20 protein-coding genes are annotated in these 22,533 nt (G+C 46.1%); 5 read left to right on the forward strand and 15 right to left on the reverse strand.

Features of this window, described 5'->3' with window-relative positions; all coding sequences use genetic code 11:
* Nucleotides 1-5: 5 nt before the first annotated feature.
* The 8 genes from QUB56_RS05025 to cysC form a co-directional block, all read right to left on the reverse strand.
* Nucleotides 6-410: a hypothetical protein gene (locus QUB56_RS05025; RefSeq protein WP_332953707.1), complete on the reverse strand. Its 405-nt coding sequence runs from the start codon at nucleotides 408-410 to the stop codon at nucleotides 6-8.
* Complete coding sequence (locus QUB56_RS05030) at nucleotides 385-1,017, reverse strand: type II toxin-antitoxin system antitoxin SocA domain-containing protein (protein ID WP_332953709.1); 633 nt, start codon at nucleotides 1,015-1,017, stop codon at nucleotides 385-387. The genes QUB56_RS05025 and QUB56_RS05030 overlap by 26 nt, the downstream gene beginning before the upstream one ends.
* Before the next feature lie 72 nt (nucleotides 1,018-1,089).
* The gene (locus tag QUB56_RS05035; protein ID WP_332953712.1) at nucleotides 1,090-1,329 is read right to left on the reverse strand and encodes a DUF2283 domain-containing protein; all 240 of its coding nucleotides are present in this window, start codon (nucleotides 1,327-1,329) and stop codon (nucleotides 1,090-1,092) included.
* 560 nt (nucleotides 1,330-1,889) lie between these two features.
* Complete coding sequence (locus QUB56_RS05040; RefSeq protein ID WP_332953713.1) at nucleotides 1,890-3,572, reverse strand: acetolactate synthase large subunit; 1,683 nt, start codon at nucleotides 3,570-3,572, stop codon at nucleotides 1,890-1,892.
* A gap of 109 nt (nucleotides 3,573-3,681) precedes the next feature.
* Nucleotides 3,682-5,049 carry an NAD-dependent succinate-semialdehyde dehydrogenase gene (locus tag QUB56_RS05045; protein WP_332953716.1) on the reverse strand — a complete coding sequence of 456 codons (1,368 nt, stop codon included), beginning with the start codon at nucleotides 5,047-5,049 and terminating at the stop codon, nucleotides 3,682-3,684.
* Between the two features lie 551 nt (nucleotides 5,050-5,600).
* On the reverse strand, nucleotides 5,601-7,928 hold the full coding sequence (locus QUB56_RS05050; protein WP_332953718.1) for a polysaccharide biosynthesis tyrosine autokinase: 2,328 nt from the start codon (nucleotides 7,926-7,928) through the stop codon (nucleotides 5,601-5,603).
* A gap of 142 nt (nucleotides 7,929-8,070) precedes the next feature.
* A complete protein-coding gene (locus QUB56_RS05055; RefSeq protein ID WP_332953720.1) occupies nucleotides 8,071-9,798 on the reverse strand; it encodes an SLBB domain-containing protein in 1,728 nt (575 codons plus the stop codon).
* 37 nt (nucleotides 9,799-9,835) lie between these two features.
* Entirely contained in the window at nucleotides 9,836-10,360 is a 525-nt protein-coding gene (gene cysC, locus QUB56_RS05060) for an adenylyl-sulfate kinase (RefSeq protein WP_332953721.1), read from the reverse strand.
* 335 nt (nucleotides 10,361-10,695) lie between these two features.
* On the opposite strand from cysC, the gene QUB56_RS05065 reads away from it, so the two are divergent.
* The 3 genes from QUB56_RS05065 to hetR all read left to right on the forward strand — a co-directional run bounded on the left by QUB56_RS05065 (nucleotide 10,696) and on the right by hetR (nucleotide 14,715).
* Complete coding sequence (locus tag QUB56_RS05065) at nucleotides 10,696-12,498, forward strand: FAD-dependent oxidoreductase (RefSeq protein WP_332953722.1); 1,803 nt, start codon at nucleotides 10,696-10,698, stop codon at nucleotides 12,496-12,498.
* 365 nt (nucleotides 12,499-12,863) lie between these two features.
* Nucleotides 12,864-13,091 carry a heterocyst-inhibiting protein PatX gene (gene patX, locus QUB56_RS05070; RefSeq protein WP_332953724.1) on the forward strand — a complete coding sequence of 76 codons (228 nt, stop codon included), beginning with the start codon at nucleotides 12,864-12,866 and terminating at the stop codon, nucleotides 13,089-13,091.
* A gap of 718 nt (nucleotides 13,092-13,809) precedes the next feature.
* Nucleotides 13,810-14,715 (forward strand): heterocyst differentiation master regulator HetR, encoded by a 906-nt coding sequence (gene hetR / locus QUB56_RS05075; RefSeq protein ID WP_332953841.1) that lies wholly within the window; start codon nucleotides 13,810-13,812, stop codon nucleotides 14,713-14,715.
* Nucleotides 14,716-14,993: 278 nt separating this feature from the next.
* On the opposite strand, the gene QUB56_RS05080 is transcribed toward hetR, so the two are convergent.
* Nucleotides 14,994-15,806 carry a TIGR00297 family protein gene (locus QUB56_RS05080; protein WP_332953726.1) on the reverse strand — a complete coding sequence of 271 codons (813 nt, stop codon included), beginning with the start codon at nucleotides 15,804-15,806 and terminating at the stop codon, nucleotides 14,994-14,996.
* An 11-nt stretch (nucleotides 15,807-15,817) separates the two neighbouring features.
* Here QUB56_RS05080 and QUB56_RS05085 point away from each other — a divergent pair, with 11 nt between their 5' ends.
* On the forward strand, nucleotides 15,818-16,249 hold the full coding sequence (locus tag QUB56_RS05085; protein WP_332953727.1) for a VOC family protein: 432 nt from the start codon (nucleotides 15,818-15,820) through the stop codon (nucleotides 16,247-16,249).
* A 414-nt stretch (nucleotides 16,250-16,663) separates the two neighbouring features.
* Here the strand turns inward: QUB56_RS05085 and QUB56_RS05090 are convergent, their stop codons facing one another.
* On the reverse strand, nucleotides 16,664-17,275 hold the full coding sequence (locus QUB56_RS05090) for an alpha/beta fold hydrolase (RefSeq protein WP_332953730.1): 612 nt from the start codon (nucleotides 17,273-17,275) through the stop codon (nucleotides 16,664-16,666).
* A gap of 2 nt (nucleotides 17,276-17,277) precedes the next feature.
* Nucleotides 17,278-17,895 (reverse strand): alpha/beta fold hydrolase, encoded by a 618-nt coding sequence (locus QUB56_RS05095; protein ID WP_332953733.1) that lies wholly within the window; start codon nucleotides 17,893-17,895, stop codon nucleotides 17,278-17,280.
* A gap of 307 nt (nucleotides 17,896-18,202) precedes the next feature.
* Between QUB56_RS05095 and QUB56_RS05100 the strand changes: the two genes are divergently transcribed.
* The gene (locus QUB56_RS05100; protein WP_332953735.1) at nucleotides 18,203-18,676 is read left to right on the forward strand and encodes a hypothetical protein; all 474 of its coding nucleotides are present in this window, start codon (nucleotides 18,203-18,205) and stop codon (nucleotides 18,674-18,676) included.
* A 104-nt stretch (nucleotides 18,677-18,780) separates the two neighbouring features.
* Here QUB56_RS05100 and QUB56_RS05105 read toward each other — a convergent pair whose 3' ends face one another.
* The 4 genes from QUB56_RS05105 to QUB56_RS05120 form a co-directional block, all read right to left on the reverse strand.
* Entirely contained in the window at nucleotides 18,781-19,938 is a 1,158-nt protein-coding gene (locus QUB56_RS05105) for a tetratricopeptide repeat protein (protein WP_332953737.1), read from the reverse strand.
* A 210-nt stretch (nucleotides 19,939-20,148) separates the two neighbouring features.
* Nucleotides 20,149-20,901 (reverse strand): hypothetical protein, encoded by a 753-nt coding sequence (locus QUB56_RS05110; protein WP_332953738.1) that lies wholly within the window; start codon nucleotides 20,899-20,901, stop codon nucleotides 20,149-20,151.
* A 53-nt stretch (nucleotides 20,902-20,954) separates the two neighbouring features.
* On the reverse strand, nucleotides 20,955-21,395 hold the full coding sequence (locus QUB56_RS05115) for a lysozyme inhibitor LprI family protein (protein ID WP_332953740.1): 441 nt from the start codon (nucleotides 21,393-21,395) through the stop codon (nucleotides 20,955-20,957).
* A 47-nt stretch (nucleotides 21,396-21,442) separates the two neighbouring features.
* Nucleotides 21,443-22,219: a 16S rRNA (uracil(1498)-N(3))-methyltransferase gene (locus QUB56_RS05120; protein WP_332953743.1), complete on the reverse strand. Its 777-nt coding sequence runs from the start codon at nucleotides 22,217-22,219 to the stop codon at nucleotides 21,443-21,445.
* Between the last annotated feature and the right edge of the window lie 314 nt (nucleotides 22,220-22,533).

Below are 22,533 nucleotides of genomic sequence, written 5' to 3' on the forward strand. Positions count from 1 at the left end.
ACTGCTTACTGATAAAGATTATGGTTCGGATCTAACCAAACAATATAAAACACATCTTCAATAAAGAATCCATGCACTCGACCGTGTTCGTTAGTTGAAAGAGAAAACTGATAAGGAATTGTGACCAGTTCTTTTTCATTCGGAATACCAAATCCATTGGGTTCGGTTGTTTCTCGCCACTTAATCGGATGACAGCGAAGAGATTGACTGCGATTCATCTTCACTTCTTGTGCGGTTAATGTGGATAAATCGCGCAGTCTTTCCAAGAAAGCAGCCAAATAATTCGCATCCCGATCGCAAATTGAAAATTTTTCATTCTGAGTTTGCAGGTACTTGAAGGAAAATCCCAGAGTTTCGGGCGCCTTCCGTTGAGAAGGGACAATTTTAAACTGAGGTTTCTTCTTTGACACGGCCCGAATAATATTTTTTCATCGATTCTTGAGAAATAATCGCATGACAAGATGCGTCTCTGGGTATATCCCCTCTTGCTTCTAGCCAAGGCCTTTCACTGCAAATCATTCGTTCCAAAGTTTCATCATCATACTCAAAATATGCCTCGGCAACATCCTCGATAAATTCCCCGATTTGTTGGGGAAGTTTCGGTTGTTCGATTTTCTCTGTAATTGGTTCCCAACTAAATTGGCATTGATACTTCTCTAATAAATCAGGAATAACTGGCCCGTGAATCCAGGCTTGAAAATCTGCATCAAATAGGGGCTTTCCGTAAACTCCTAAATACCAAGCTTGAGCGTAATACATGAGTTTTTGTAGCTTGTAGACGTTGATTGCTACATTAGTTTGCGCGGCTAACCAAAGGAAAGTATTTGCAATATCTCCATAGCTCAGTTTTTCTGAATTAGTTGGAACCGCAACAACTTTCAGTTTGCCTTCGCCTATCTGTTCCAATAGTTCATAAACTGACAAGTTAAATTCTCCGGCAATTTGCTCAACTTTTTGCCATACCGGAGAACTTACATTTATTTGATATTCAGTTGTTATTGAGGTAGTTTGGGTCATGGCAGTTTTTATAGCCGACTTAAATAATAATTGTAGCAAACAGTGGGGAATAATAGCCTAATCCATTCTTTTTTAAGCCTTCTGACTCAAGTGCAACTCACCCACAATCGGTAATTCAAATACATTACTCTCTCGCAACCGCTTTGAGAAAAACATAACTTCCAGATTTTCAATTTCCTCCGTGTCAGGATTGAGACGAGCCACAATTCCATATTCTAGTTCTTGCGATTCTTGATCTGCATAAGGTGAACATTTATTGACGTACAAAATATCCCCAATAGCCTCGTATTTAAAAGTTAGTTTTTCTGCCATATTATCTCTCCTTGGGTAACATTTTTTGTTAAGTAAGCTGTCACGAGCCAATAGCGCTCTCTGGGAACTGTATCATTCACAACAGCTACTACAACATACCTACCCTTGCGACCCTTACCATACTGCTGTGAAAATAGAAAAGTATTGCCGAAACGTAAATCACATTGAAATCTGGGTCAGCTAGAGTTTTAGCAATTCTTTGCTGATAAGATGGTAGCAAATCGGGATGTGTATCGACAATATGTAGTTCTCGCTCTTGAGTGAGTTCAACTTCGCTATAGAGATATAGACAGAAAAATTGTTTTGTCAGATTCCTCCATTCTTACCAGTCCTAGTTACCTAACTTTTAGATTACCATAATTACCTGACAAGTTTAGCGATCGCCCTTACGTCCCAAATTGTCAAAAAGTGCGATCGCACATAACCATCAGCAAGACAGCGATGGAGGGAACAGCAAGCCGTTTCCCTCCCCCAAAATAATCCATCCTACTTTCAGGATGTAACCATCGCCAGATTAACCGTAGGGAAACAGCACTGCCGTGTCCTGATTTCGGCTAATCTTAGACATTGCAACTCATATCCCCAGATAATTGACTAAAACGCGCATTTTCCCGGTAGTCTACCGGACAGTCAATCACGGAAGGGAGATCTTGAGCAAGGGCTTCTTTCAGAACCGGAATTAAATCCGTTGCAGATTCCACTCGATAGCCTTTTAAACCCATACTTTCGGCAAATTTCACAAAGTCGGGATTGCCAAATTTGACGAAATCTGAATGACCAAAATAATCTTCCTGCTTCCATTCAATCAACCCGTAACCGCCGTCATTAAAGATCAGCGTCACAAAATTAGTACCCACACGCAAAGCAGTTTCTAACTCCTGACAATTCATCATAAAGCCGCCGTCGCCCGTGACTGCTACTACTTTGCGATCGGGATAAACGAGTTTTGCAGCCACCGCGCCCGGAATCGCAATTCCCATCGCCGCAAATCCGTTGGAAATCAAACACGTATTCGGACGATCGCAATGATAGTGCCGCGCCATCCACATTTTGTGAGCTCCCACATCAGATATCACAATATCTTCCGGGCCCATGACTTGGCGCAAATCGTAAATGAGTTTTTGCGGCTTGATCGGGAAACCGTCATCGGCCGCATGTTGTTCGTACCCCGCGCGAATATCCGCCCGCAATTGCTTAGCAAAAGGGTCTACTTTCTCCATGCGATCCGCACGCTGCAAAATTTCATTGAGGGAATCAGAAATATCCCCCACAACTTCAACCAGAGGAATATAACTGCTGTCAATTTCTGCTGGCAGAGCTCCAATATGAATAATCGGGATTTTCCCCTCTGGATTCCACTTTTTCGGGGAATATTCAATCAAATCGTAGCCAACAGCAATCACTAAATCCGTTTCTTCAAAAGCACAGCTAATGTAATCCCGTTTTTGCAATCCCGTCGTCCAAAGTGCCAAAGGATGAGTGTAAGGAATTACGCCTTTGCCCATGAAAGTATTAGCTACAGGAATATTCAATCGAGTAGCAAATTGTGTCAACGCCTCGCTGGCATTAGCGCGGATAGTGCCATTTCCTACTAACATCAGAGGACTTTTTGCCTTGGAAATTGCCACCGCCGCTTTATTCAGGCTTTGGTAAGCGCCAAAAGTTTTTTCGCGGTTGTCTTTCGTTAGCGGATGTCCTTCCACAGGCATTGCTGCGATGTTTTCTGGCAAGTCAATATGAACTGCTCCCGGCTTTTCGCTTTGAGCTACTTTAAAGGCTTTGCGGACAATTTCTGCCGTGGTGCTGGGTCGGACAATTTGAGCATTCCACTTAGTAACAGGTGCAAACATGGCCACCAAATCTAAATATTGGTGCGATTCAATGTGCATTCTGTCTGTGCCGACTTGTCCGGTAATCGCTATTAAAGGAGCGCCGTCTAAGTTGGCATCAGCAACTCCTGTCATTAAGTTAGTTGCGCCCGGCCCCAAGGTGGACAAACAAACGCCTGCTTTGCCGGTGAGGCGGCCGTAAACGTCTGCCATGAAGGCGGCGCCTTGTTCGTGACGAGTAGTAATAAATTTAATTGAAGAGTTTCTCAGGGCTTCTAGAACTTCTAAATTTTCTTCGCCTGGAAGTCCGAAGACGTATTCCACTCCTTCGTTTTCTAAACATTTTACGAGTAGTTCAGCAGTGTTCATTTCCGTTTTTTGCCTCTGTAAGTGTGGATTTTTTGTCTGGGTCAAATTCTCGTAAAAATACTAGATTAATTTTTTTAACCGCAGATGAACCGCAGATGAACGCGGATAAACGCAGATTAATTTATATTTTTACGAGCAGTGTATCGAGTTTTACTTATTTTACCCACACTGTTTTAATGTTGACGAATTCGTGGATTCCTTCGATGCTCAATTCGCGTCCGTAACCGGAGCGTTTGATGCCGCCAAAGGGCAATCTGGGGTCTGATTTTACTAAGCCGTTGATGAAGACGGCGCCTGCTTCTAGTTCGGAAATAAACCGATCGCTCTCTTCTCTTACTGTAGTCCAAGCCGTCGCACCCAAGCCAAAAGATGTGCTGTTTGCGAGTTCGATCGCCTCATCGATGCCTGCAACCCGGAATACTAAAGCTACCGGACCGAAAAATTCTTCTTGACGCGCAGCAGCATCCGGCGGAATCTCTGCCAGAATAGTTGGCAAGTAGAAATTGCCGGCATTCTCTGACAATGGGCGGCCGCCTGTCAGAAGTTTTGCTCCCGATTTGATGCAAGTTTGCACTTGATTGTCCAAGTCTTTGAGGATGGCGGGAGTAGCTAAAGGACCGATCTCGGTTTCGGGCAACATCGGATCGCCTACTTTTAATTGCTCAAATTTTTCGACAAATCCTTTGATGAATTCGTCGGCGATATCTTCTGCTAAAATAAAGCGTTTGGCGGCGATGCAAGATTGACCGTTATTCAGCATCCGCGCTGTCACAGCCGTTGATAAAGCTGCTGCTAAATCAGCACTGGACATCACTATAAAGGGGTCGCTTCCTCCTAATTCCAGTACAACTTTTTTCAAGTTTTTGCCCGCATTTGCGGCTAAACTAGCACCCGCTGGTTCGCTGCCGGTGAGGGTTGCTGCTTTGATGCGATCGTCCGCAACGATATCAGCTACTTTGTCGGCGCCCACTAACAAAGTTTGAAAAACGCCTTCGGGAAAGCCCGCTTCCGTGAAAATTTCCTCTATTTTCAAAGCGCACTGCGGCACGTTGGAAGCGTGTTTGAGCAAGCCGACATTGCCCGCCATCAGCGCCGGCGCCGCAAACCGAAAAACTTGCCAAAATGGGAAATTCCACGGCATGACGGCTAAAATAGCCCCCAGTGGTTGGTAGCGGACAAAGCTGCTGCTAGCGTCGGTGGTTGCGGGTACGTCTGCCATAAATTGAGCCGCATTTTTGGCGTAATAGCGGCAAACTAAGGCGCATTTTTCCACTTCGCCGATCGCCGATTTGAGCGTTTTGCCCATTTCCAGGGTCATCATTTCAGCGTAAATTTCGCGATCGCGCTCCAAGATGTCTGCCGCTTTTTGCATCCACAGAGCTCGCTGCTCAAACGACAGGTGGCGGTATTTGTTAAAAGCTTGCTGTGCTAATTCCAGCTTAGCTTCTATTGCCTCCGAAGACATCGCCTCGAAAGTTTTCAGCGTTTCTCCCGTTGCCGGGTTGATAGTAGCAATAGCCATTGTTTCATCTCCTGCCTGAAAAACACAAAAACCCCCTCTAGTTTTCAAGCTAGGTGGGGAGTTGTATCAATGTATTACAAAATGGGAATTTACCAGCCACGTTTTCTTTCAAGTCTTGCGAAGTTGCAAGTTTCGTGATTTGTTTAAAACTCTCTACTTTTAATTATAGTCCAGAGTCTCGATCGCAAATCTTAAGAAAATTCGTTCTTCAACTGGCTCTCTTAGTCTCTTAGAGAGGGACTTCCTTTGGCTCTTGAGCGATTTCCCTATCCGAATCCTATCATTTCCGGTTACACCGGAATGATGTTGACTGTTGACGGTTGACAGTTGATAGTGAACAGTCAACTGTCAACTGTCAACAGTTAACTCGAATTTACTATTCCGATGCTAACGGATTTGATATCATCTCTTAAAGTTCCCCTTCTTAAGGGGGATGCGAGGGGGAGCAAGACTGCGATACACAGTTAAAAATTAAAACAGACATCTTCCAGAATTCTCGCTTAACAGGCCTTTCGGGCCTGTTCCCCTCTACATTTCTCAATTCCTCTCCCTCAAACAGACTTTTCCTGAACGTAATCCTGCACGTAAGACTGATAGTAATACCTGCTGCCCTTATCGTTATTCGCCACCATTCCCAACAGCGGAATCCCCGCCATTTTCAAATCTTCAAAAGCCAACACCAGCGCCTCCCGCTCCGTTTGATGCAGCCCCACTACCAGCATCAATCCGTTAGTGTGAGCCGCCAACAAATTCGCATCCGCCAAACCCAAAAGCGGCGCAGTATCGTAAATAACTAAGTCAAAATGACTTGACAAAGCTGCCATTAAATGCTGCATTTTTTTGGAAGAAAGCACCTTTGTGGGATCCAGAGGAACCGGACCGGAAGTTAACACAAACAAATTTTCATCGCGGGGCGATTTCAAAATCACCTTTTGCACATCCACATCTTCAGCAATCACATTGTGCAGGCCTTGCCAATTCGGTAAACCCAGCATTTCGTGCACCTGCGGCCGCCGCAAATCCCCATCCACTAACAGCACTTGCTGGCCCATTGCCGCCGCCGCCCGCGCCAGATTTACTGCTACCGTAGACTTGCCGTCACCTACTTGACAAGAAGTAATTACGCAAGAATTGATCGGAGTATCAACGTTTAACAACCGAATATTAGCATTGAGCGATCGAAAAGCTTCTTGAAAAGCATCCGTCGGCATCGGCGAAATTCCCACATCCACCAGACTTGTCTCAGCCGGAGGAAGTCTCAAAATTTTATCGCTAGCAGGAATCACCCCCAACAAAGGCAGCCGAATCGAATGTTTGACATCCTCCGGAGTTTGGAACACCGTTTTATTATTAAACCGTTCCGCCAACTGCGCCGCCAGCATACCGAAGAGCAAACCAGCCAATCCCCCCAAAGCCAAATTCAAAGGCATAATCGGAGCAACCGCCATCAACTCGCCATTTTTGTAGCGCGGAATTTCCGGCTTAGCAATAACTTCCCAAGCCACCTCTTTTTTACCCACAGCTTCAAGCTGCAAAGCTTGCTGTTTTGCCAGCAAACCCTTCAGCGTATTGTTAGTTAAATCCAACTCGCGCTGCAAATCCCCATAGCGCCGCAAAATCACCGGTAATCCTTGAGAGTATTGATTCAACTGCTTAGCAGCTTGTTCCAAAACTTGATTCCGCACGCCCAGCACCTGAATTAAATTAGCAGTACCAATAAACTGCTCGATTAACTTAATCCGCACCGGATCTTGAAAAGCCAGCACTTGCGAATCTACCTTAGCCAAATCAGTTCCCAGAACCTGTTGCGCTTCTTTCTTCAACAAAGGAATTAGGTTTTTGCGCTGTTCTCGCAACAATTGCATTTGCGGAGTTTCCTCTGTAAACGTAGCCGAGTTAAGCGCAATTTGCCCTTCTAATTGCTGCAATTGAGTCAGCATCCCTTGATAGCGGGGAGCTTGACTCAGAGCCGAGGCCATCAGCGCTTGCTTCTGGTTCAGTCCGAGCTGATTTTGCAGATTGGAATAGAGCAATCTCTGCTGATTGAGCTGCGTTTGCGCGTCCAATCTTTGCGTTTGAAGTTGGCTGATTTGCTGCGCCAGTTGTTGGGTTTGAATTTGCGGGTCGATGAAATTGTACTGCTGCCGCAACTTTTGAATTTCAGTTTGCAGAGCTTGTTGGCGCTTTTGCTGGTTGGGAATTTGCGATTTCACAAAATCCAGAGTCTGACTAATTTGAGTTGTGGTATCTTGCACGCTGTAGTTGCGGTAGCCGAGCGCAACTTTTTCCAAAACAAACTGAATTTTTTTCGGGTCATAATCCCGATATCTAACTTCAATAATTTTGGTATTTTTGAACCTATTGATTGACAGCCTGGTTTCCTTAGAAAACGGCAAATTATCGGCTTTTTGGTTCAACAGGTAGTTGTAATTTATTTCCGGATATTTAGCCTGCAACTGTTTAATAATCGGCGACATTACTTGCGGGCTTTGCAAAACTTGAATTTGCGATTCGTAGTCAAAACCCGCATTTTCTGTCGTTGCGGGGGCCGCTGGTTGCAGTTTCAGCTCACCGGAGTATATCTTGGCTACAGTATTTTGCGTAACTGCGGGTTCTACTAATAATTGAAAGCGCCCTTCGTACTCGCTTTTTTGAGTCAGCGTCCAGGCGAAAACCCCAGTAGTTACTGCCGCGGCTACGCCGATGACTAAGAGGGAGCGACTGCGGCAAACTTCCCAAAAACTTAACTCTTCTTCCTCAGTTTTGTCTCTGCCTAAAAATTGATCTTCTTCATAAAGCGCGGAAGATAGTTTTTGCCGCTCTGCGGTTTTTTTATGGTTATTAAACAGTGCTAATTGAGAGCTTTTCCCTGGTTTCATTTGATTTCTACAACTTATTAGTTTAACTGTCTGTACCGTTGGCGCCGTTTCAGAAACCGGGTTGATTCCTAGAATTTCGTTAGCCCACCCAAAAAATTTCTAGAAACCTGGTTTCTAAGACCTTAATGCTAGTCTATTCAAATTACTGAAAAATATTGAACAATCGAAATATTCCTAATAGGGGGCTTAAAGGAGCGAGAGTCCCGCCTACATTATCCGAGAACGTAGCGCGGCCCGATCGCCTTACCATAATTACATCATTATTTTGCAGTTTGGGATTAGTTTCTTGATTTGCTGTTGCGGAAAAATTAACCTTAACAGTTAGCTTCGAAACAGTGCCGTTAGGATTGAGGCGAATTAAATCCACCGAATCCATTTGGGCCCGTGCTTTATTAAAACCTCCCGCTGCTACCAGCGCTTGATTTAAAGTAGTATTGGGCACCATAGCAATCGATCCGGGTTTCACGACTTCTCCCACAACGTTCACCTTAATCGTATCCGGCGAAAAATTAGAATTAGCAACTTGTTCGTCTGGGGCTGCATCGAGATTTTCGGCTTTGGGAACGATTACTGTATCTCCCTGTTGCAGCGTTAAATCTTGGGATACATCTCCCCCTTCCAAAAGTTGCCACAAATTCACATTAATAATTTGTTCTGTACCAGCCCGCGTCAGACGGCGAACTTGTACTTGTCTGATATCAGCTACCGGCGTAATGCCGCCCGCCATTTTAATGGCCCTCGTTACAGTTTGCAGCAAAACAGTTTCCCCGCCGTTTGTTTCGCTGGCAGCAAACAAACCAGAATTTGCACCCATTTCATTCTCTTGTACCCTACTTTGAACATCTCTTGCCAAAGTATAAGTACCGGGGCGAGTTACTTCGCCCACCACAGCAATATTAATTGGTTGAGTGCTTTGTCCGGTAATGTTAGCTACTGCTAAAGTCGGTGCTTCTTGGCGGTTAAGGCTTGTTACAGTGGGAATAAATATAGTATCGCCGTCGCGCAAAGTCATATCGGCCCGCAAATCGCCGTTTTGCAATAATTCCCACAAATCCACACTAATAATTTGTTCGGGTGCGTTGCGCTGGGGGCGGCGGATTTTGATTTGCCGCACGTCTGCTGACTGCGTAATTCCGCCGGCCATTCGCAGAGCCCGCGATATTGTCGGCATTTGAGTTCCCATTTGCTCTGCTGTGCCTCCGGGACCTGCTGCTGAGGATATTGTATAAGCTCCGGGGCGGTTGATTTCGCCCGCGATCCCAATTTGCAAAGGACGCGCCGCTAGCAGTTTCAGGGTAATCCAAGGACGTTTGAGGTATTTGCCGTATCGGTCTTTAACAGCATTAGAAGCTTCTTCTAAGGTCATCCCGTATACCGAAACGCTGCCAATTAACGGCAAACTCAGGGAACCGTCGGCCTGTACTTGGTGTTGACCGTTGGGGCCGCTGTATTCCGGGACGTTGAAGATGTCCATTTGAATGCGATCGCCCGCTCCCAAAGTGTAAACTTCCGATCGTACACTTGAAGGTGCACTTGCCGGAAATCCCTGAAATCCCGGTGCTAGAGGTACCGGTACAGGACCTGGAGAACCGGAAGCAGGAGGAGGAGGAGGAGGCAAAAACTGGGCCGCCGCAGGAGATGAACCCACCGCCGCCGCCAGCACTGACACTGTTAAACTTTGAATCATTAAACTTTTGACAGCATTGCTTCCCCAATAACCCAGCTTGCTGTTTTTGCTGGAAACCTCTCCCTGGGCCCCTCTCCTTGCAGGAAACGGGAGAAATTCTTCCCTTGGACTCTCCGCGAAGCGGACACAAGGGTGAGATTTTTTCTCACGTTGCACGCCGCGCGAATAACTTTTCACCACCATCACTTTTTGCCTTTATCCTCATCCAACCCCGCCAACATCAAATGTAACCCAACTGCTCTAACTTGGTCAGAACTTTTTTAACACTGTCTTCCACACTTTCTCGCTCTGTGTAACAAATAATCTCAGGATTGACTGGTTCTTCATAAGGATCGTCAATTCCCGTAAAACCCTTAATTTCTCCTGCTCTCGCCTTAGCGTACAGCCCCTTGACATCGCGACCTTCGCACACTTCTAACGGCGCTGTGACATATACTTCCACAAAATTTGGCTCCATTGCTCTAATTTCGTCGCGAATTGCTCTGTAGGGGCTAATAGCTGCGGTCATTGCGACTACTCCATTGCGGCTCAGCAGGTGAGCTACAAATCCAATCCGCCGAATATTAGTATTTCGGTCTTCTTGGCTAAATCCCAAACCTTTTGACAAATTGGTGCGAACGACATCTCCATCCAATATTTCCACTTTGCAACCTCTTGCCTTCAATTCGGGTTCGAGAGCTTTAGTGATAGTTGTCTTGCCGGAACCGCTCAGCCCGGTGAACCACAAAATAAAACCTTTTTCCATTTTCAATTGCTTCGTTAGTAGTGAATAGTTGGGAAATTACGCGACGTATGACTGTAGTGTCGCGGTTCCCCATTTTCTGATTCTTTTTGATTGCAGATGCGAGCCGACTCTCACCATAACTAATTTTTTTATTAACCGCTCTTGACGCTCTTGACACAGAGGCAGAGGGAAGAGGAGAAACAGGTAATTTTAAAATCCCTAGGGTGCGCCACTTGTGCACCTTACATTCAATGGGCGATAACAAACGCCGAACATCTATCCGTAGCGCACCAATCATTTTACTGAGCCTTTCGCAATCTAAAATCTAAAATCTAAAATCTAAAATGGTATTGCCTATGTCTTCGGTTTTGAAAGCAGATGTTTTGGTAGTCGGTGGCGGCACCGGCGGCACCGCTGCTGCCGTGCAAGCAGCCCGCCGAGGTGCCAAAACTATTTTAGTAAGCGAATTCCCCTGGCTGGGAGGAATGCTGACTTCCGCTGGCGTTTCGGCCCCCGATGGTAATGAATTAGCAGCTTTTCAAACCGGTTTGTGGGGCGCGTTTCTCCGGGAACTGCAGCAGCGACAGCCGGGAGGTTTGGATTGGGGCTGGGTCAGTTTTTTTACTTACGATCCCCGCACCGGTGCTGAAATTTTCGCTGATTGGGTTAAATGTTTGCCGAACTTGCACTGGATTTCTGGACAAACTGCTCAAGATGTGCTAAAGGAAGGAACTCGAATTTCTGGCGTCCGGTTTGCAGATTTTACGGTTTCGGCCAAAATCACTTTGGATGCAACGGAATTGGGAGATTTGCTGGCTTTAGGGGAAGTTGGGCACCGCTGGGGTTGGGAATTTCAAGCCGAGTGGGGAGAACCCAGCGCGCCGGCTGCCTCTAATTCTCTGACAGAGCGGTATTCGGTGCAAGCTCCGACTTGGGTGGCAATTATGCAGGATTTTGGCTTAGGTGCGGTGGCGCCAGAAATTCCCGCGCCGCCTCTTGACAATCCCGATCGATTTACGGGTGCTTGGGACGGTTACACTCCCGAGCAATTTCTCAATTACGGCCGGCTTCCGGGTGGATTGTTGATGATTAATTGGCCCAAGAGAGGTAATGATTATGGTGAAGGAGTCGAGCGACTCATTAAATCTGAAGCATCTCGACAAGAATTCCTCCAAGAAAGTCTGTGGCACACCCAAAGTTTCGCCCGCTACATTCAAACCCAACTCGGCCCCCGCTACGGCTTAGCAAACAACATTTTCCCGATTTCAAAGATCGAAAATCAACAAAATTCTTCCCTTCTTCCTTCCTTCGCCTTACATCCTTACTACCGAGAAAGTCGCCGCTTGCGAGGGATAAGTACAGTCACAGAACAAGATATTTTGCCGATTGTCGGTGGAAAAGTAGCTGCCTTGCCCATCAATGCCGAGGGAATTTGCTCTGCGGTGGCTATCGGCAACTACGCTAATGACCACCACTACACCAGTGGCGACATTCCCTTGCAGCCAAAATCGATCCGCTGGGGTGGCCGCTGGACGGGAACTCCGTTTACCATTCCTTACAGCGCGCTAATTCCTGCGAGTACAGACGGTTTGCTAGTCTGCGAAAAAAATATTTCCGTCTCTCACATCGCCAACGGTGCAACTCGCTTGCAACCGACGGTAATGAATATTGGACAGGCGGCGGGGATGGCGGCGGCTTTGTGCGCGGAATCTGGATGTCAGCCGCGGGAGTTGCCGGTGAGAGTTTTGCAAGAAGCTTTGCTGCAAGATTCTGAGGCGAGTGCGGCGGTTATTCCTTTATTTAATTTGACACGGGGGCGCGAGGATTGGCTCGACTGGCAGCGCTATTATCTCGAGAGACCCCAAGCATATCCCGCCAGCGGCGAATGCCAGGAGTCAGTAGAGAAACAAAGCAGTCAAACAGCCAATACCCACCGCCAATTTTCCGGCATTTTCCGCCGCCTCGGCGAACAAGACTGGACACTAACGCTGACAAGTCCCGCATCTGCGGCCGGTCAAACTTGGCAACTCGTGACTTTGGACTCAGAAACCGACAGATTTTTACAGAGTTGCGAAACCGAAAAGCCTTTGACAGTATGGGGCAGGCTGAATTTTGCCGGTGCTTGGCTGCTGTCGGTATCAGTAGAGTTGAAGAGTTGAAACTCAAGCGGGTGCGGGCCACCCTCGATTGCAAGGTTGCACTCTCCCTCCACGTCCAAAATCTTTGTCGTGGCAATGCCCTCTCCCGACTTCTTTACCTTCTAGGATCGAGCCGTCAAGCTTATGACGGGGTTTTAGACCCCAATTTTCGATCGCACTTTCTATTGAATTGTAGAAAGCGACACGGGGACTGAAGTCTAGGAGTGTCGCTTTCGGTGAGAGCCGACTAAAGTCCAGCTTGCTTTTGGCTTGCCGTTCGTTTTTTATAAGGTCTTTTGCAAAGTTCCGAAAATTTTACAAATATCTATCCTGATAGATCATGGCAACTCCGTATCAGGTAATAGACACTGACACGGATACTACCCATGCAAATCTACACTGCAATTGCTTTACTGAGCCTGTTGGGCATTACCTTGAGTGCCAATGCCGCTCGAGCTTTTGAATCTCCACTCCCAGAGCTCGAAACTGCCACCGCCCAATACATGTTATCAGCCCAAACTCAGCAAAAGCGCGAGCGCGGTCCTGAGAGGGGCAGCGGACGCAGGAATTTTACCCAGCCTAATGTTTACACTCATCCGCTACAAGATTTCTAATGGCACTGGACGCAAGCGATTTCCACAACTGACTTGGTTCGGGTCGTTCATTCGAGCGATCGGATTTTCTCGGATTCTAGTTTTTCACGTTAAGCAACAACTGTACGTTTTGTTGACAGTTATTAGGAGATTGTTTTTGTCTAATTGAAAATAGCATATAAACCGATAACCGCCATCTACCTAGAGATACATTCTAGTAGGTGGCGGTTTTGTATTGAAAACGCTTCAAATAAACAGGAATTACCCACAGCCCTGGGATGCTCCGGGTTTTTCAACCGATATCACTCGCCCTCCAGGCCTTATTTTAGTTGATGAAACCGGGTGTCGCCATCCATGACTATTCAAAAATTATCAGCTCCGAGTCGCCTCACATTCCTGGGTTCGCAACAGTTATTTACGTTCTCCCCACCTGGGGTGGGGTTTAATTTTCAACGGCTGCACTATAATTAACGTGCGATAACTAACTTATATATAGGTAAACTGTCAGCGCAGAGGGTGCAGCAATCTACTTAAATTAGCCACCAATAAGAACCACTTATGCGGTGTGGATAGCCTTTAAGCCCATGCCCCTGTTACCTCAGGGAAATTAACTAACCTGAATATTAGGGTAGCTGGCAAGCTTTCCGGCGACAGTCGGCTATGCTTGATTCGGCGCTCTCGCAATAATTTAATGGAGGACGACAAGATGCCTCCCAGTTTGGCTATTTCGGGGATAGTGATGAAAAATGACTCTTTGGATCTGGTCAAAAGCCTCAGCCCTAGTGCAATGGATCAGATCATGCTATATCTGGCGTTTAGCGCCATGAGAACCAGTGGGCACAGGCACGGGGCGTTTCTAGACGCGGCCGCAACGGCGGCTAAGTGTGCCATTTATATGACTTATATAGAGCAGGACCACAATCTGCGGATGACCGGACACTTGCATCACATTGAGCCTAAACGGGTGAAGGTGATTGTTGAAGAAGTCCGGGAAGCTCTGACTAAGGGGAAATTGCTGAAAATGTTGGGTTCCCAAGAACCTAGATATTTAATTCAGTTTCCTTATGTCTGGCTGGAACAGTATCCTTGGGTGCCGGGACGCCCTCGCATTCCGGGAAACAGCTTGACTGGAGATGAAAAAAAATATCTCGAAAGCAAGATTCCTCCTAATCCCCCTGACGCTCAACTGATCAATTCTTTTCAGTTTATGGAGTTGATCGAGTTTCTGCACAGGCGATCGCAAGAAGATATGTCTCCCGAAAGGCGAATGCCTTTGAGCGAAGCTCTAGCAGAACACATCAAGCGCCGCTTGATCTATTCTGGGACGGTGACTCGCATTGATTCTCCTTGGGGAATGCCGTTTTATGCGCTCAGCCGCGCTACTTACTCTCCGGCAGAGCAGGAAGAGCGGACATTTACTATGGTGGAGGATACGGCTAGATATTTCCGGCTGATGAAGGATTGGGCGGAAAAACAACCGAAGGTGATGCGAATTATGGAGACTTTGGATATTCCGCCGGAACGCCTCGACCAAGCCGTTGAGGAACTAGATGAGATTATTCGCAATTGGGCCGATCGCTATCACAAGCGGGGCGAACCGACGATGATTCTACAAATGGTTTTTGGGCCGCAAGACGACGCTTAGTTTGATTAGTTATTAATCATTAGTCATGAGTTGATTCCTTGAGACTAAGCTGCGGAGCATCTAAATTGAATACAGAGACGGACTCTCGGGCCCGTCCCACAATAATTGTAGAAGAAAAATTGACTGTCAAATTAGATGCACAACAGCTTAATGACTAATAATTAATAACTAATAACCCGGGAGGAAAAAACCGCGTTTTTATCTAAAAATCCTGGGTAAATGCCTTGAATTTTCGTAAAATACCCGGTTCCTTGGGTGGCCAATGCCTCCCGGCTTAACTAAGCTAAAAAGGCTCTCCAGGTCGCAGCTAAAACGATCGCTGCGATCGCCCCTATGAGTGTATTGAAAAAATTTACTACCTCGTTGGTCAGCCACTCAAACTTTGATTGCACCGTCGCCCCAATCACACTCTCGATGTTGGTGGCAATAAAAGCTGCAACAACACAAAAAACAATTCCTGTCAAGTCAATTAAACCGACGGCCCAACTCAAAACCGCAATCAGAATCGAGCCGACAATACCCGCGATTGTTCCTTCCAAACTTACAGCCCCTTCCGTACCCCTAGGTACAGGCTGCAAGCTGGTAATCAAAAAAGTCCGCGAACCGTATGCTTTGCCGATTTCGCTGGCGCTGGTATCGGAAAGTTTGGTGCAAAAACTCGCCGCGTAACCCAGCAATAACAGGGGAATAGCATCTTGTGGCACAGACATCTTGCCTGTGTCTCCTAAAATAGATAAGGCCAAAACTCCCAAAGCGCAAACAGCAGCGGTTAAAGCCGAACCCCAGACATTTTCTGGGCCTCGGGCGCCTGAACGCTTTTCGGCTATGCCTTCTGCTTCTTTTTGGGCTTGGCCGATGCGGGTAACTCCCGAGCCGACAAGAAAGTAAAACATCACCACAGCATAGCCTTGCCATCCCAAACAGCCCCAGATGAGAACCCCCAAAACCCAGGCGTGAAATTGACCAGCCTCCGTGAGCAATTTTTTAGGAGCAATGGTGGCGATCGCGAGTAAAACTGTATTTAGGGCGATCGCCACCAACCAAGGATTAGACCAAGATAAATAATTAAAGAACAATTCTGAATTCTGCATTTAGTACCTCCATGAACCAAGTCTTATTTCATCTTGCCTTCCCCGTGACCGATATTGCGCAAACAAAAGCGTTCTATGTAGACGGGCTCGGCTGCGAACTAGGTCGCGAATCGCCGAATTCTGCGATTATGGGTCTGTGCGGCCATCAAATTGTCGCCCACGTCAGCCGCGAACCTTTGACGCCTCAGCAAGGCATCTATCCCCGGCATTTTGGGCTAATTTTTACTTCCGAAGCTGACTGGGAACGGTTGCTAGAAAAAGCCCAGCAAAACAACTTAAATTTCTATCAAGAACCGAGACGGCGATTTGTCGGTTTGCCTACAGAGCACCGCACTTTCTTCTTAGAAGACCCTTTCCACAATATACTGGAATTCAAGTATTACTGTGAAGCTGAAGCAATTTTTGGGCGCAGCGAATACGCTGAAGTTGGCGATACAGTTTAGTCGATTTTAGATTTTAGATTTGGCTCTACAGATAAATCGGGGAGCTTGAACTAGGGTCAGGCGATTTTAGATTTTAGATTTTAGATTTTAGATTTTAGAATTGAAGAATTTTAGAATTTTAGAATTTTAGAATTGAAGAATTGAAGAATGGGCTTCACAGATAAATCGGGTAGCTTGAACTATGGTCTCCAATTTTTAGTCGTCATTCTGGTGCGTCAGAAGAGTGTTATTTTATATAAAAAAACAACTATCTGCTGACAAGCGAATTTCAAAGGTGGTACCCGCCACGTGATTTATCCGTGGAATCAATCCCAAATCGATTTTCGAAAATCCTCAAGAAAGAGCATTTATCTCGCGCAAGTCAATCTAAAATCTCAAATCTAAAATCTAAAATCGATTGACGCACCCTACAAATTAATTATTAATTTTCAATGGTTCTGACAGTGCTTCAGCCACAGCTTTTAAACTGCTGGAATGCCTCGCCATCATGGCATGGGCGAATACAGACAATTTTACTTCTTTGGCAGCCGATATTTGGGAACTAGAAGCCGGTACGATGATGAAATCCCAATCTGTCCAAATCGAAGTAAAATTGAGCTTTTCCAACAAGGCAGCATCTCGATTTAAATCTTCCAGAAAAGCACTGCCCGGACGCATTTGGATGCAGCCTTTTCCCCAGAGAGTGTAAGCCATCCAAGTACCGCTGTGAGGAGAAGATATGGCAATAAAGCGCTGCACTCGGTTAAGGCCGCCTAACCTTTGCAGGTAGTAGCGAGTTACTAAACCGCCCATGCTCAATCCTACTATATCCAGATGCTGTTCTGACGCAAAGGTTTTGTCTATATAATCTGCTATTTGTTGGGCTAATTCGTCTATGCTGGCGTTGCCCCAACGGGGCGAGAGATTGAGAGTGTAGACTGACCATCCCAGTTGGGTGAGGTAGGCCGACATTTTGTAAAAAATTCCCGATTTTCTGAAGATTCCGTGAATTAGCAAGACTGGGTTGCGGCTGAAATTGCTATTCATTTTTAAGTGGGAATTTTATTTTTAATAGGTGCTTTTAGTTCTTCAACTAATGCGTTAATACTTTGGGGCTCTGTCACCATTTGGCGGTGCAGCAAAACGTTGAGTTTAACCTCTTTGCCTACTGGTAGCTGAGAGCTGTTCGACGGTACAATCATTATGTCAAATGGCGTCCACATTGATGTGAAGTTTATGCGTTTGAGCATTGTCACATCTTGATTCAAATCGCGCAGCAAGCCGCTATCGGGGCGCATATCCAGGTATCCTGGTAGGCGTAGGGAATAGGCGGTGAGGGTGCCGTTGTGAGGGGAAGAGATGGTGATGAAACGCTGTACGCGGTTCATTCCTCCGAGTCGCTGGACGTAGTAGCGGCTGACGATGCCGCCCATGCTGTAGCCTACTATGTCTAAAGATTGTTCTGGATCGAAGGTTTCACTGATGTAGTCTGCGAGTTGCTTGGCCAGAAAGTCGAGGCCGAGGCTGCCGTCGTTGGGAGTGAGGTTGAGGCTGTGGACTGACCATCCGAGTTCGGTGAGGCGGGCCGACATTTTGCTGAAAATCATCTTTGTGTCCCAGATGCCGTGTATCAGGATGACGGGATTTCGATCGAGAGAACTGTTCATTTTGCTGGAAAATTGCTTGCTGATTACAGCATAAATCACTCCCCTAGGGAGTTTTACCACTGCTAGGACAGCTAGGGAATCGGATCGGCAATTAGGGGCAATCGCTAACAAATTCTGAGATTATTGTAAATAAGTGCAAAGCTTTACTGGTATTTATACCTAAAATTTGCTTTGATGAGATAGCTTAACATACAGCACAATGTAAATTTTAATTAAGAAATATAGACAAAGGTTGCCCTACCTCGTAATCTAACTTTGTTGACAAGCTTGTACAAATTTCTCTAAAAGAACAAAAGGAGTAAGTGTAATGTTTGGTTTTATCAAAAATTTCTTCGGCGGTATTTTCGGCTTTCTCGGCAGACTGTTGGGCTTTAAAAAGTCTGAATATTTCCTAGATTTGGGCGACTCAGGAGCGAAGGAACCAGCAAAAGTTGAACCCGCAAAGGCTGAGCCTGTTGTTGCCAAGAAGCCTGAGCCTGTTGCGAGCGCACCAGCAAAAGTTGAGCCAGTTAAGTCTGAGAAGTCAGAACCGGCTAAGAAGGCTAAGGTAGAGAAAAAGTCTAAGAAAGAAAAGGAACCAGTCGCTAGCGTTCCTGCTAATAATGCGGAACCCGCTAAGATACCTGCTGCTGCAACTAACGGGAAAGCGCCGAGTCAAGCTGAACCTATTCGGACTTTTGCTCCTAATAATTTAATGCCGACACCAACTGCAAGTCGTCGCAGTCCCGGCCCCAGCATGAATAATTTCCGGGAAATGGCTCGTCAGGTGAAAACGAAGTAAAAAATTGGGAATTGGTAATAGGGAATGGGGCATTGGATAATTCCAAATGCTGGCGTTAAAATTAAAAAAATGGCATTACTCATTTTTAATTTTAACTCTTTGTTCTATTCCCTATTTTCTTGGTTTCTGAGGAAGGCTAATCCGCTGTATAGCTGAAAAGCTGCGTCCCAAGGAGTTTCGGATTTGCGATCGACCTCTACATGAGATTCGATCTTGCTCAACATCTGCGTGTAATCGATCACTGTCTCGGCAAATGAAGTAAATTCTGACCAAACTGTAACGTCAAGCTGTTGGTCAAGTATTTCCAGTAAGTTATTCCAGTTAATTCTGGTGGTACTTTGAGGGATTTGTTTGGATTTTTGAGAACGGGATTTTTGGTTTTTGGGATGGGCTAAACCAGGGATATCTGCTGAAATTTGGGTGAAGTCAACGCCTTTTTGAAATTCGTAACTTTGGTCAGAAATTCGCAGAATGCAGTTTCTGCTGGGAATGTGCAAGTCGCAGATTTGAGCGTAATCTTGCCTGATCTCTTTGTGGCGAAATTGATCCTTTCGCCGGTGGGGCGAGTAGTCCATGATTTCGATGAACATCGGTAACAAGCCTTCTACTCTTTGGGTAACTTCTGACCAGTTAAACTCGATCGCACCGAGTCTATCGAGTTTATCTTTGCAAACAACGGCTGGGGAAGACAGAGACTGGAAGTGTTGCACTCGGAAGATTTGGATTTTTTGAATATCGCTTAGGGTTGCCCAAAATACGGGAATGCTGGCGTTGAGGAGTTCTTGACCGTAAATTCGGAGTTCGGCAATGGGACCTGTTTTGTAGAGTCTCCAGCCGCGGCTTTGGATTTGCATCCGGGTTGTGTAGGCGTCGATTTTGAAGATTCTGCTGATATTTTGTACGGCTGCAGCTTTCTTTTCGGGGCTAACTGGTTCGAGGATGAGGAGTCCGGGTTCGAGGTTGCTGGGGTCGTTTTTGGCGGTTTGTATGGCTTGTTGGCGCAGGTTTTGTTGTGCGGTTTCAATCCGTTGAATAGCTTGGCGCGTCTGGGAGACTATTTTGGGGTTGGTGATGTCGCGGAGTATTTGTTTGTAGGTTGTTTGGGCTTTTTCGAGGTTGTTGGTGAGTTCGTAGTAGCGGGCCATGTAGTATTGTACCCAGGGATTTTGGGGGGATTCTTTTTGCAGTTGTTTGATGAGTTGGGCAGCTTGTTTGTACTCTTTACTCTCTAGGGCGGCGGCTATTTGGTTGATGTCTGTCATGGCGGTTGTGGGAATGGCGTTGTTTCTATCTTGGCTGATGTTTGGTTGGTTCCGCTACTGGTTAACAAGTTTGGCTTTTTTCGTTTGGGATTTTGGGCTGGTGGGAAAATTTAAGATTTGGATTTTTTAACCGCAGATGTATGCGGATGAACGCGGATGAACGCGGATGTGTAGAGAGGGATGTTGAGTGGATGTGAAAATAAATATAAGTTAATGTTGATTGGAATTAATGCTTAAGCTGTAGGAACCTTTGCTTGTACGATCGCTTCCTTTCACAAGTATTTTATAAGTGCCGTTACTAGGCAATTTTAGGGTTAGTTGAGACTCTCGGCGATTCTGGGAGTTGCCTGTTTTTTCGGCAATTTTTTTGCCGCTGGTGTCGAACAGTGTTATGTTGTGGTCGAATGCTCTGCTTTTGAGGTCGATGGTGATAGATTGACCTACCCGTCCTTGAAATGTGTGTTGGCGGGTTTCGCCTTCTTTGAGGGTTCCCTGCTGCTGTAGGATGGAAAGGGAGGTGAGGAATGGGCGATCGACGTTGCTCAATTCTAAGCCGTAATTTGTCACGGGTGCTTCGGGACCATTTCCTTCTCTGACTGCGATGATAAAGGCTGTTTTGTGGTTGGGGTCTCGGACTATTTTGTCAATGAAATTGGCTTGTATTTTTGGTTCATTTATAGGTTTTGGTTGGTTGAAATTTGGTTGTGATATACAAAGAAGTACGCCTCCATCTTGATAGCGGGCGGCGTAAAACCAGTAGTTTTGACCGTTAGTTGTAATTTCGTTTCTGCTAAAGATGGTGAATCTTTCAAGTTGCGGTAATTGCTGGTTGCGCTGGCAATTTTTATTGATGTAGATTTGGTTGGCTGATGGCTGTTGCTGGGCAAAAACTTCTGGTACGGTCGGGGTTACAATTGCTGAGATGATGGTGAGGGTGAGGGTGAAGGGCGAGCGGCTTTTCATAAATACTTGTTTATCTTTATTCTTGTCAGGTGTTGTACGGTTTACTTCCTATTTTATCTGTCTTTTAAATACTTTTCTAATTCCGCAGTGCGCTGTTTTGTCAGGCGTTCCAAACATTGATTTAGGAAACCTCCATAACCCGTACCGCCACGACTTTTATAAACTTCAAATTCACAGGTTTTATCTCTTAATTTAATCCACCCTATTTGTGCTTCGGAAAGTAGCGCCCGCTCTTCGCCACTCAAGTGGGAAATCAGTTGTTTGTAAACCTCGTTCAGTCGTTTATCCGAGGCTTCGTAATTCAACCGAATACAAGCTCTGACTTCTACATCTCCTTGCGGCCGATCGCAATTAATCTGTTGAGCAATGGGAAAAATCGGAGATTGTGCACAAACTGATGTTGTACCGCAAATTGACAAAAGCGCGTGAAACGAAGCTATTCCGTAGGGAATCGACCAAAAGGGCGATCGATGTTTCCTAAACTCTATTTTCATTGCCCGTCAACCCACCTATCTGATGAATTCTTTGTTATTTGTTGATGTTAGCACTTCTCAAATGCCGCGCTAACTAAAGATAAAGCCACAATCGGTGCTGTCACTGCTCTTAAAATTCTACTACCCAAAGAAACAGCTTCAAAACCAAATTCGATCGCTCTTTCCACTTCACCCTCAGTCCATCCACCCTCGGGTCCAACAGCAATCACAATCGATAATTCTCCCCCAGCCGGGGGCGGGCACGGCGACACTGCCCCTACAAAGGGGGGCTCGAAACTACCAATCAAACAATCCCACAAATGCCGATTTTCACCGCGAGCAACACACATAAATCGATATTTTTGACCGCAATCTTTGACAGCAATATTAAATGAAACTGGATCTAAAATTGTCGGCACAATTTGGCGTTCCGACTGTTCCACCGCCTCCGCAGCAATTCTTTTCCACCTTGCCACCTTCTGAGAACTCGGTTTGAGTAAAGTTCGATCGCTCGTCACGGGCATTATACTTGCCACCCCCAACTCCACCGCCTGCCTCACAACCTCATCAAAGCCGTTTCCCTTGGGCAAGGCTGCCATTAAAGTTACTTCCACGGGTAGCTCTCTGTTCACAGCTATCTCCTCTGCTATGGAGGCAAATAACCCGGTTTCCCGCTCTTCGAGGACGGCTGACCACCAATGTCCTCGGCCGTCTATGGCAATAAATCGATCGCCTGTTTGCAAACGTAGCACTCGATTTAAATAATGCTGCTGTTCCCTGGTTAAGTCGATTGTGCGATCGCAAATTTGAGTGGCGGTAACTGCTAATCTTTGTAATTGAGCCATTGGATTTTGGATTGCTCTTTGCTTAATATATTTTTTTATTTAACCGCAGAGAACGCAGAGAACGCAGAGAACGCAGAGGAAGAGAGGAAGAGAGGAGATAGGTTTTTGGTTTGTAATTTCATACCACATTTGTCTTTCATATCATGTCCTGTCGATTACCCGACCTCAGGTAGGGGCCCGTGAGCAAACAATATCTGCCAACAATCTCCAATCTCAAAAACCCGCCCGGCCGGGATATTATGGTCAATCGATCGGACATGATATCAGTCCCCCTCTGCTAGGATTTCGTTTCTACCGCGGACTTTTATGTACGA

The organism is Microcoleus sp. AR_TQ3_B6, assembly GCF_036702785.1.
Taxonomy (GTDB): Bacteria; Cyanobacteriota; Cyanobacteriia; order Cyanobacteriales; family Microcoleaceae; genus Microcoleus.

Bases quoted from the DNA above. Each gene is read 5' to 3' on its own strand.
- QUB56_RS05030 (WP_332953709.1), bottom strand. From the start codon at position 1,017: ATGACCCAAACTACCTCAATAACAACTGAATATCAAATAAATGTAAGT.
- QUB56_RS05035 (WP_332953712.1), bottom strand. From the start codon at position 1,329: ATGGCAGAAAAACTAACTTTTAAATACGAGGCTATTGGGGATATTTTG.
- QUB56_RS05045 (WP_332953716.1), bottom strand. From the start codon at position 5,049: ATGGCTATTGCTACTATCAACCCGGCAACGGGAGAAACGCTGAAAACT.
- QUB56_RS05050 (WP_332953718.1), bottom strand. From the start codon at position 7,928: ATGAAACCAGGGAAAAGCTCTCAATTAGCACTGTTTAATAACCATAAA.
- QUB56_RS05055 (WP_332953720.1), bottom strand. From the start codon at position 9,798: ATGGTGGTGAAAAGTTATTCGCGCGGCGTGCAACGTGAGAAAAAATCT.
- cysC (WP_332953721.1), bottom strand. From the start codon at position 10,360: ATGGAAAAAGGTTTTATTTTGTGGTTCACCGGGCTGAGCGGTTCCGGC.
- QUB56_RS05065 (WP_332953722.1), top strand. From the start codon at position 10,696: ATGTCTTCGGTTTTGAAAGCAGATGTTTTGGTAGTCGGTGGCGGCACC.
- patX (WP_332953724.1), top strand. From the start codon at position 12,864: ATGCAAATCTACACTGCAATTGCTTTACTGAGCCTGTTGGGCATTACC.
- hetR (WP_332953841.1), top strand. From the start codon at position 13,810: ATGAAAAATGACTCTTTGGATCTGGTCAAAAGCCTCAGCCCTAGTGCA.
- QUB56_RS05080 (WP_332953726.1), bottom strand. From the start codon at position 15,806: ATGCAGAATTCAGAATTGTTCTTTAATTATTTATCTTGGTCTAATCCT.
- QUB56_RS05085 (WP_332953727.1), top strand. From the start codon at position 15,818: ATGAACCAAGTCTTATTTCATCTTGCCTTCCCCGTGACCGATATTGCG.
- QUB56_RS05090 (WP_332953730.1), bottom strand. From the start codon at position 17,275: ATGAATAGCAATTTCAGCCGCAACCCAGTCTTGCTAATTCACGGAATC.
- QUB56_RS05095 (WP_332953733.1), bottom strand. From the start codon at position 17,895: ATGAACAGTTCTCTCGATCGAAATCCCGTCATCCTGATACACGGCATC.
- QUB56_RS05100 (WP_332953735.1), top strand. From the start codon at position 18,203: ATGTTTGGTTTTATCAAAAATTTCTTCGGCGGTATTTTCGGCTTTCTC.
- QUB56_RS05105 (WP_332953737.1), bottom strand. From the start codon at position 19,938: ATGACAGACATCAACCAAATAGCCGCCGCCCTAGAGAGTAAAGAGTAC.
- QUB56_RS05110 (WP_332953738.1), bottom strand. From the start codon at position 20,901: ATGAAAAGCCGCTCGCCCTTCACCCTCACCCTCACCATCATCTCAGCA.
- QUB56_RS05115 (WP_332953740.1), bottom strand. From the start codon at position 21,395: ATGAAAATAGAGTTTAGGAAACATCGATCGCCCTTTTGGTCGATTCCC.
- QUB56_RS05120 (WP_332953743.1), bottom strand. From the start codon at position 22,219: ATGGCTCAATTACAAAGATTAGCAGTTACCGCCACTCAAATTTGCGAT.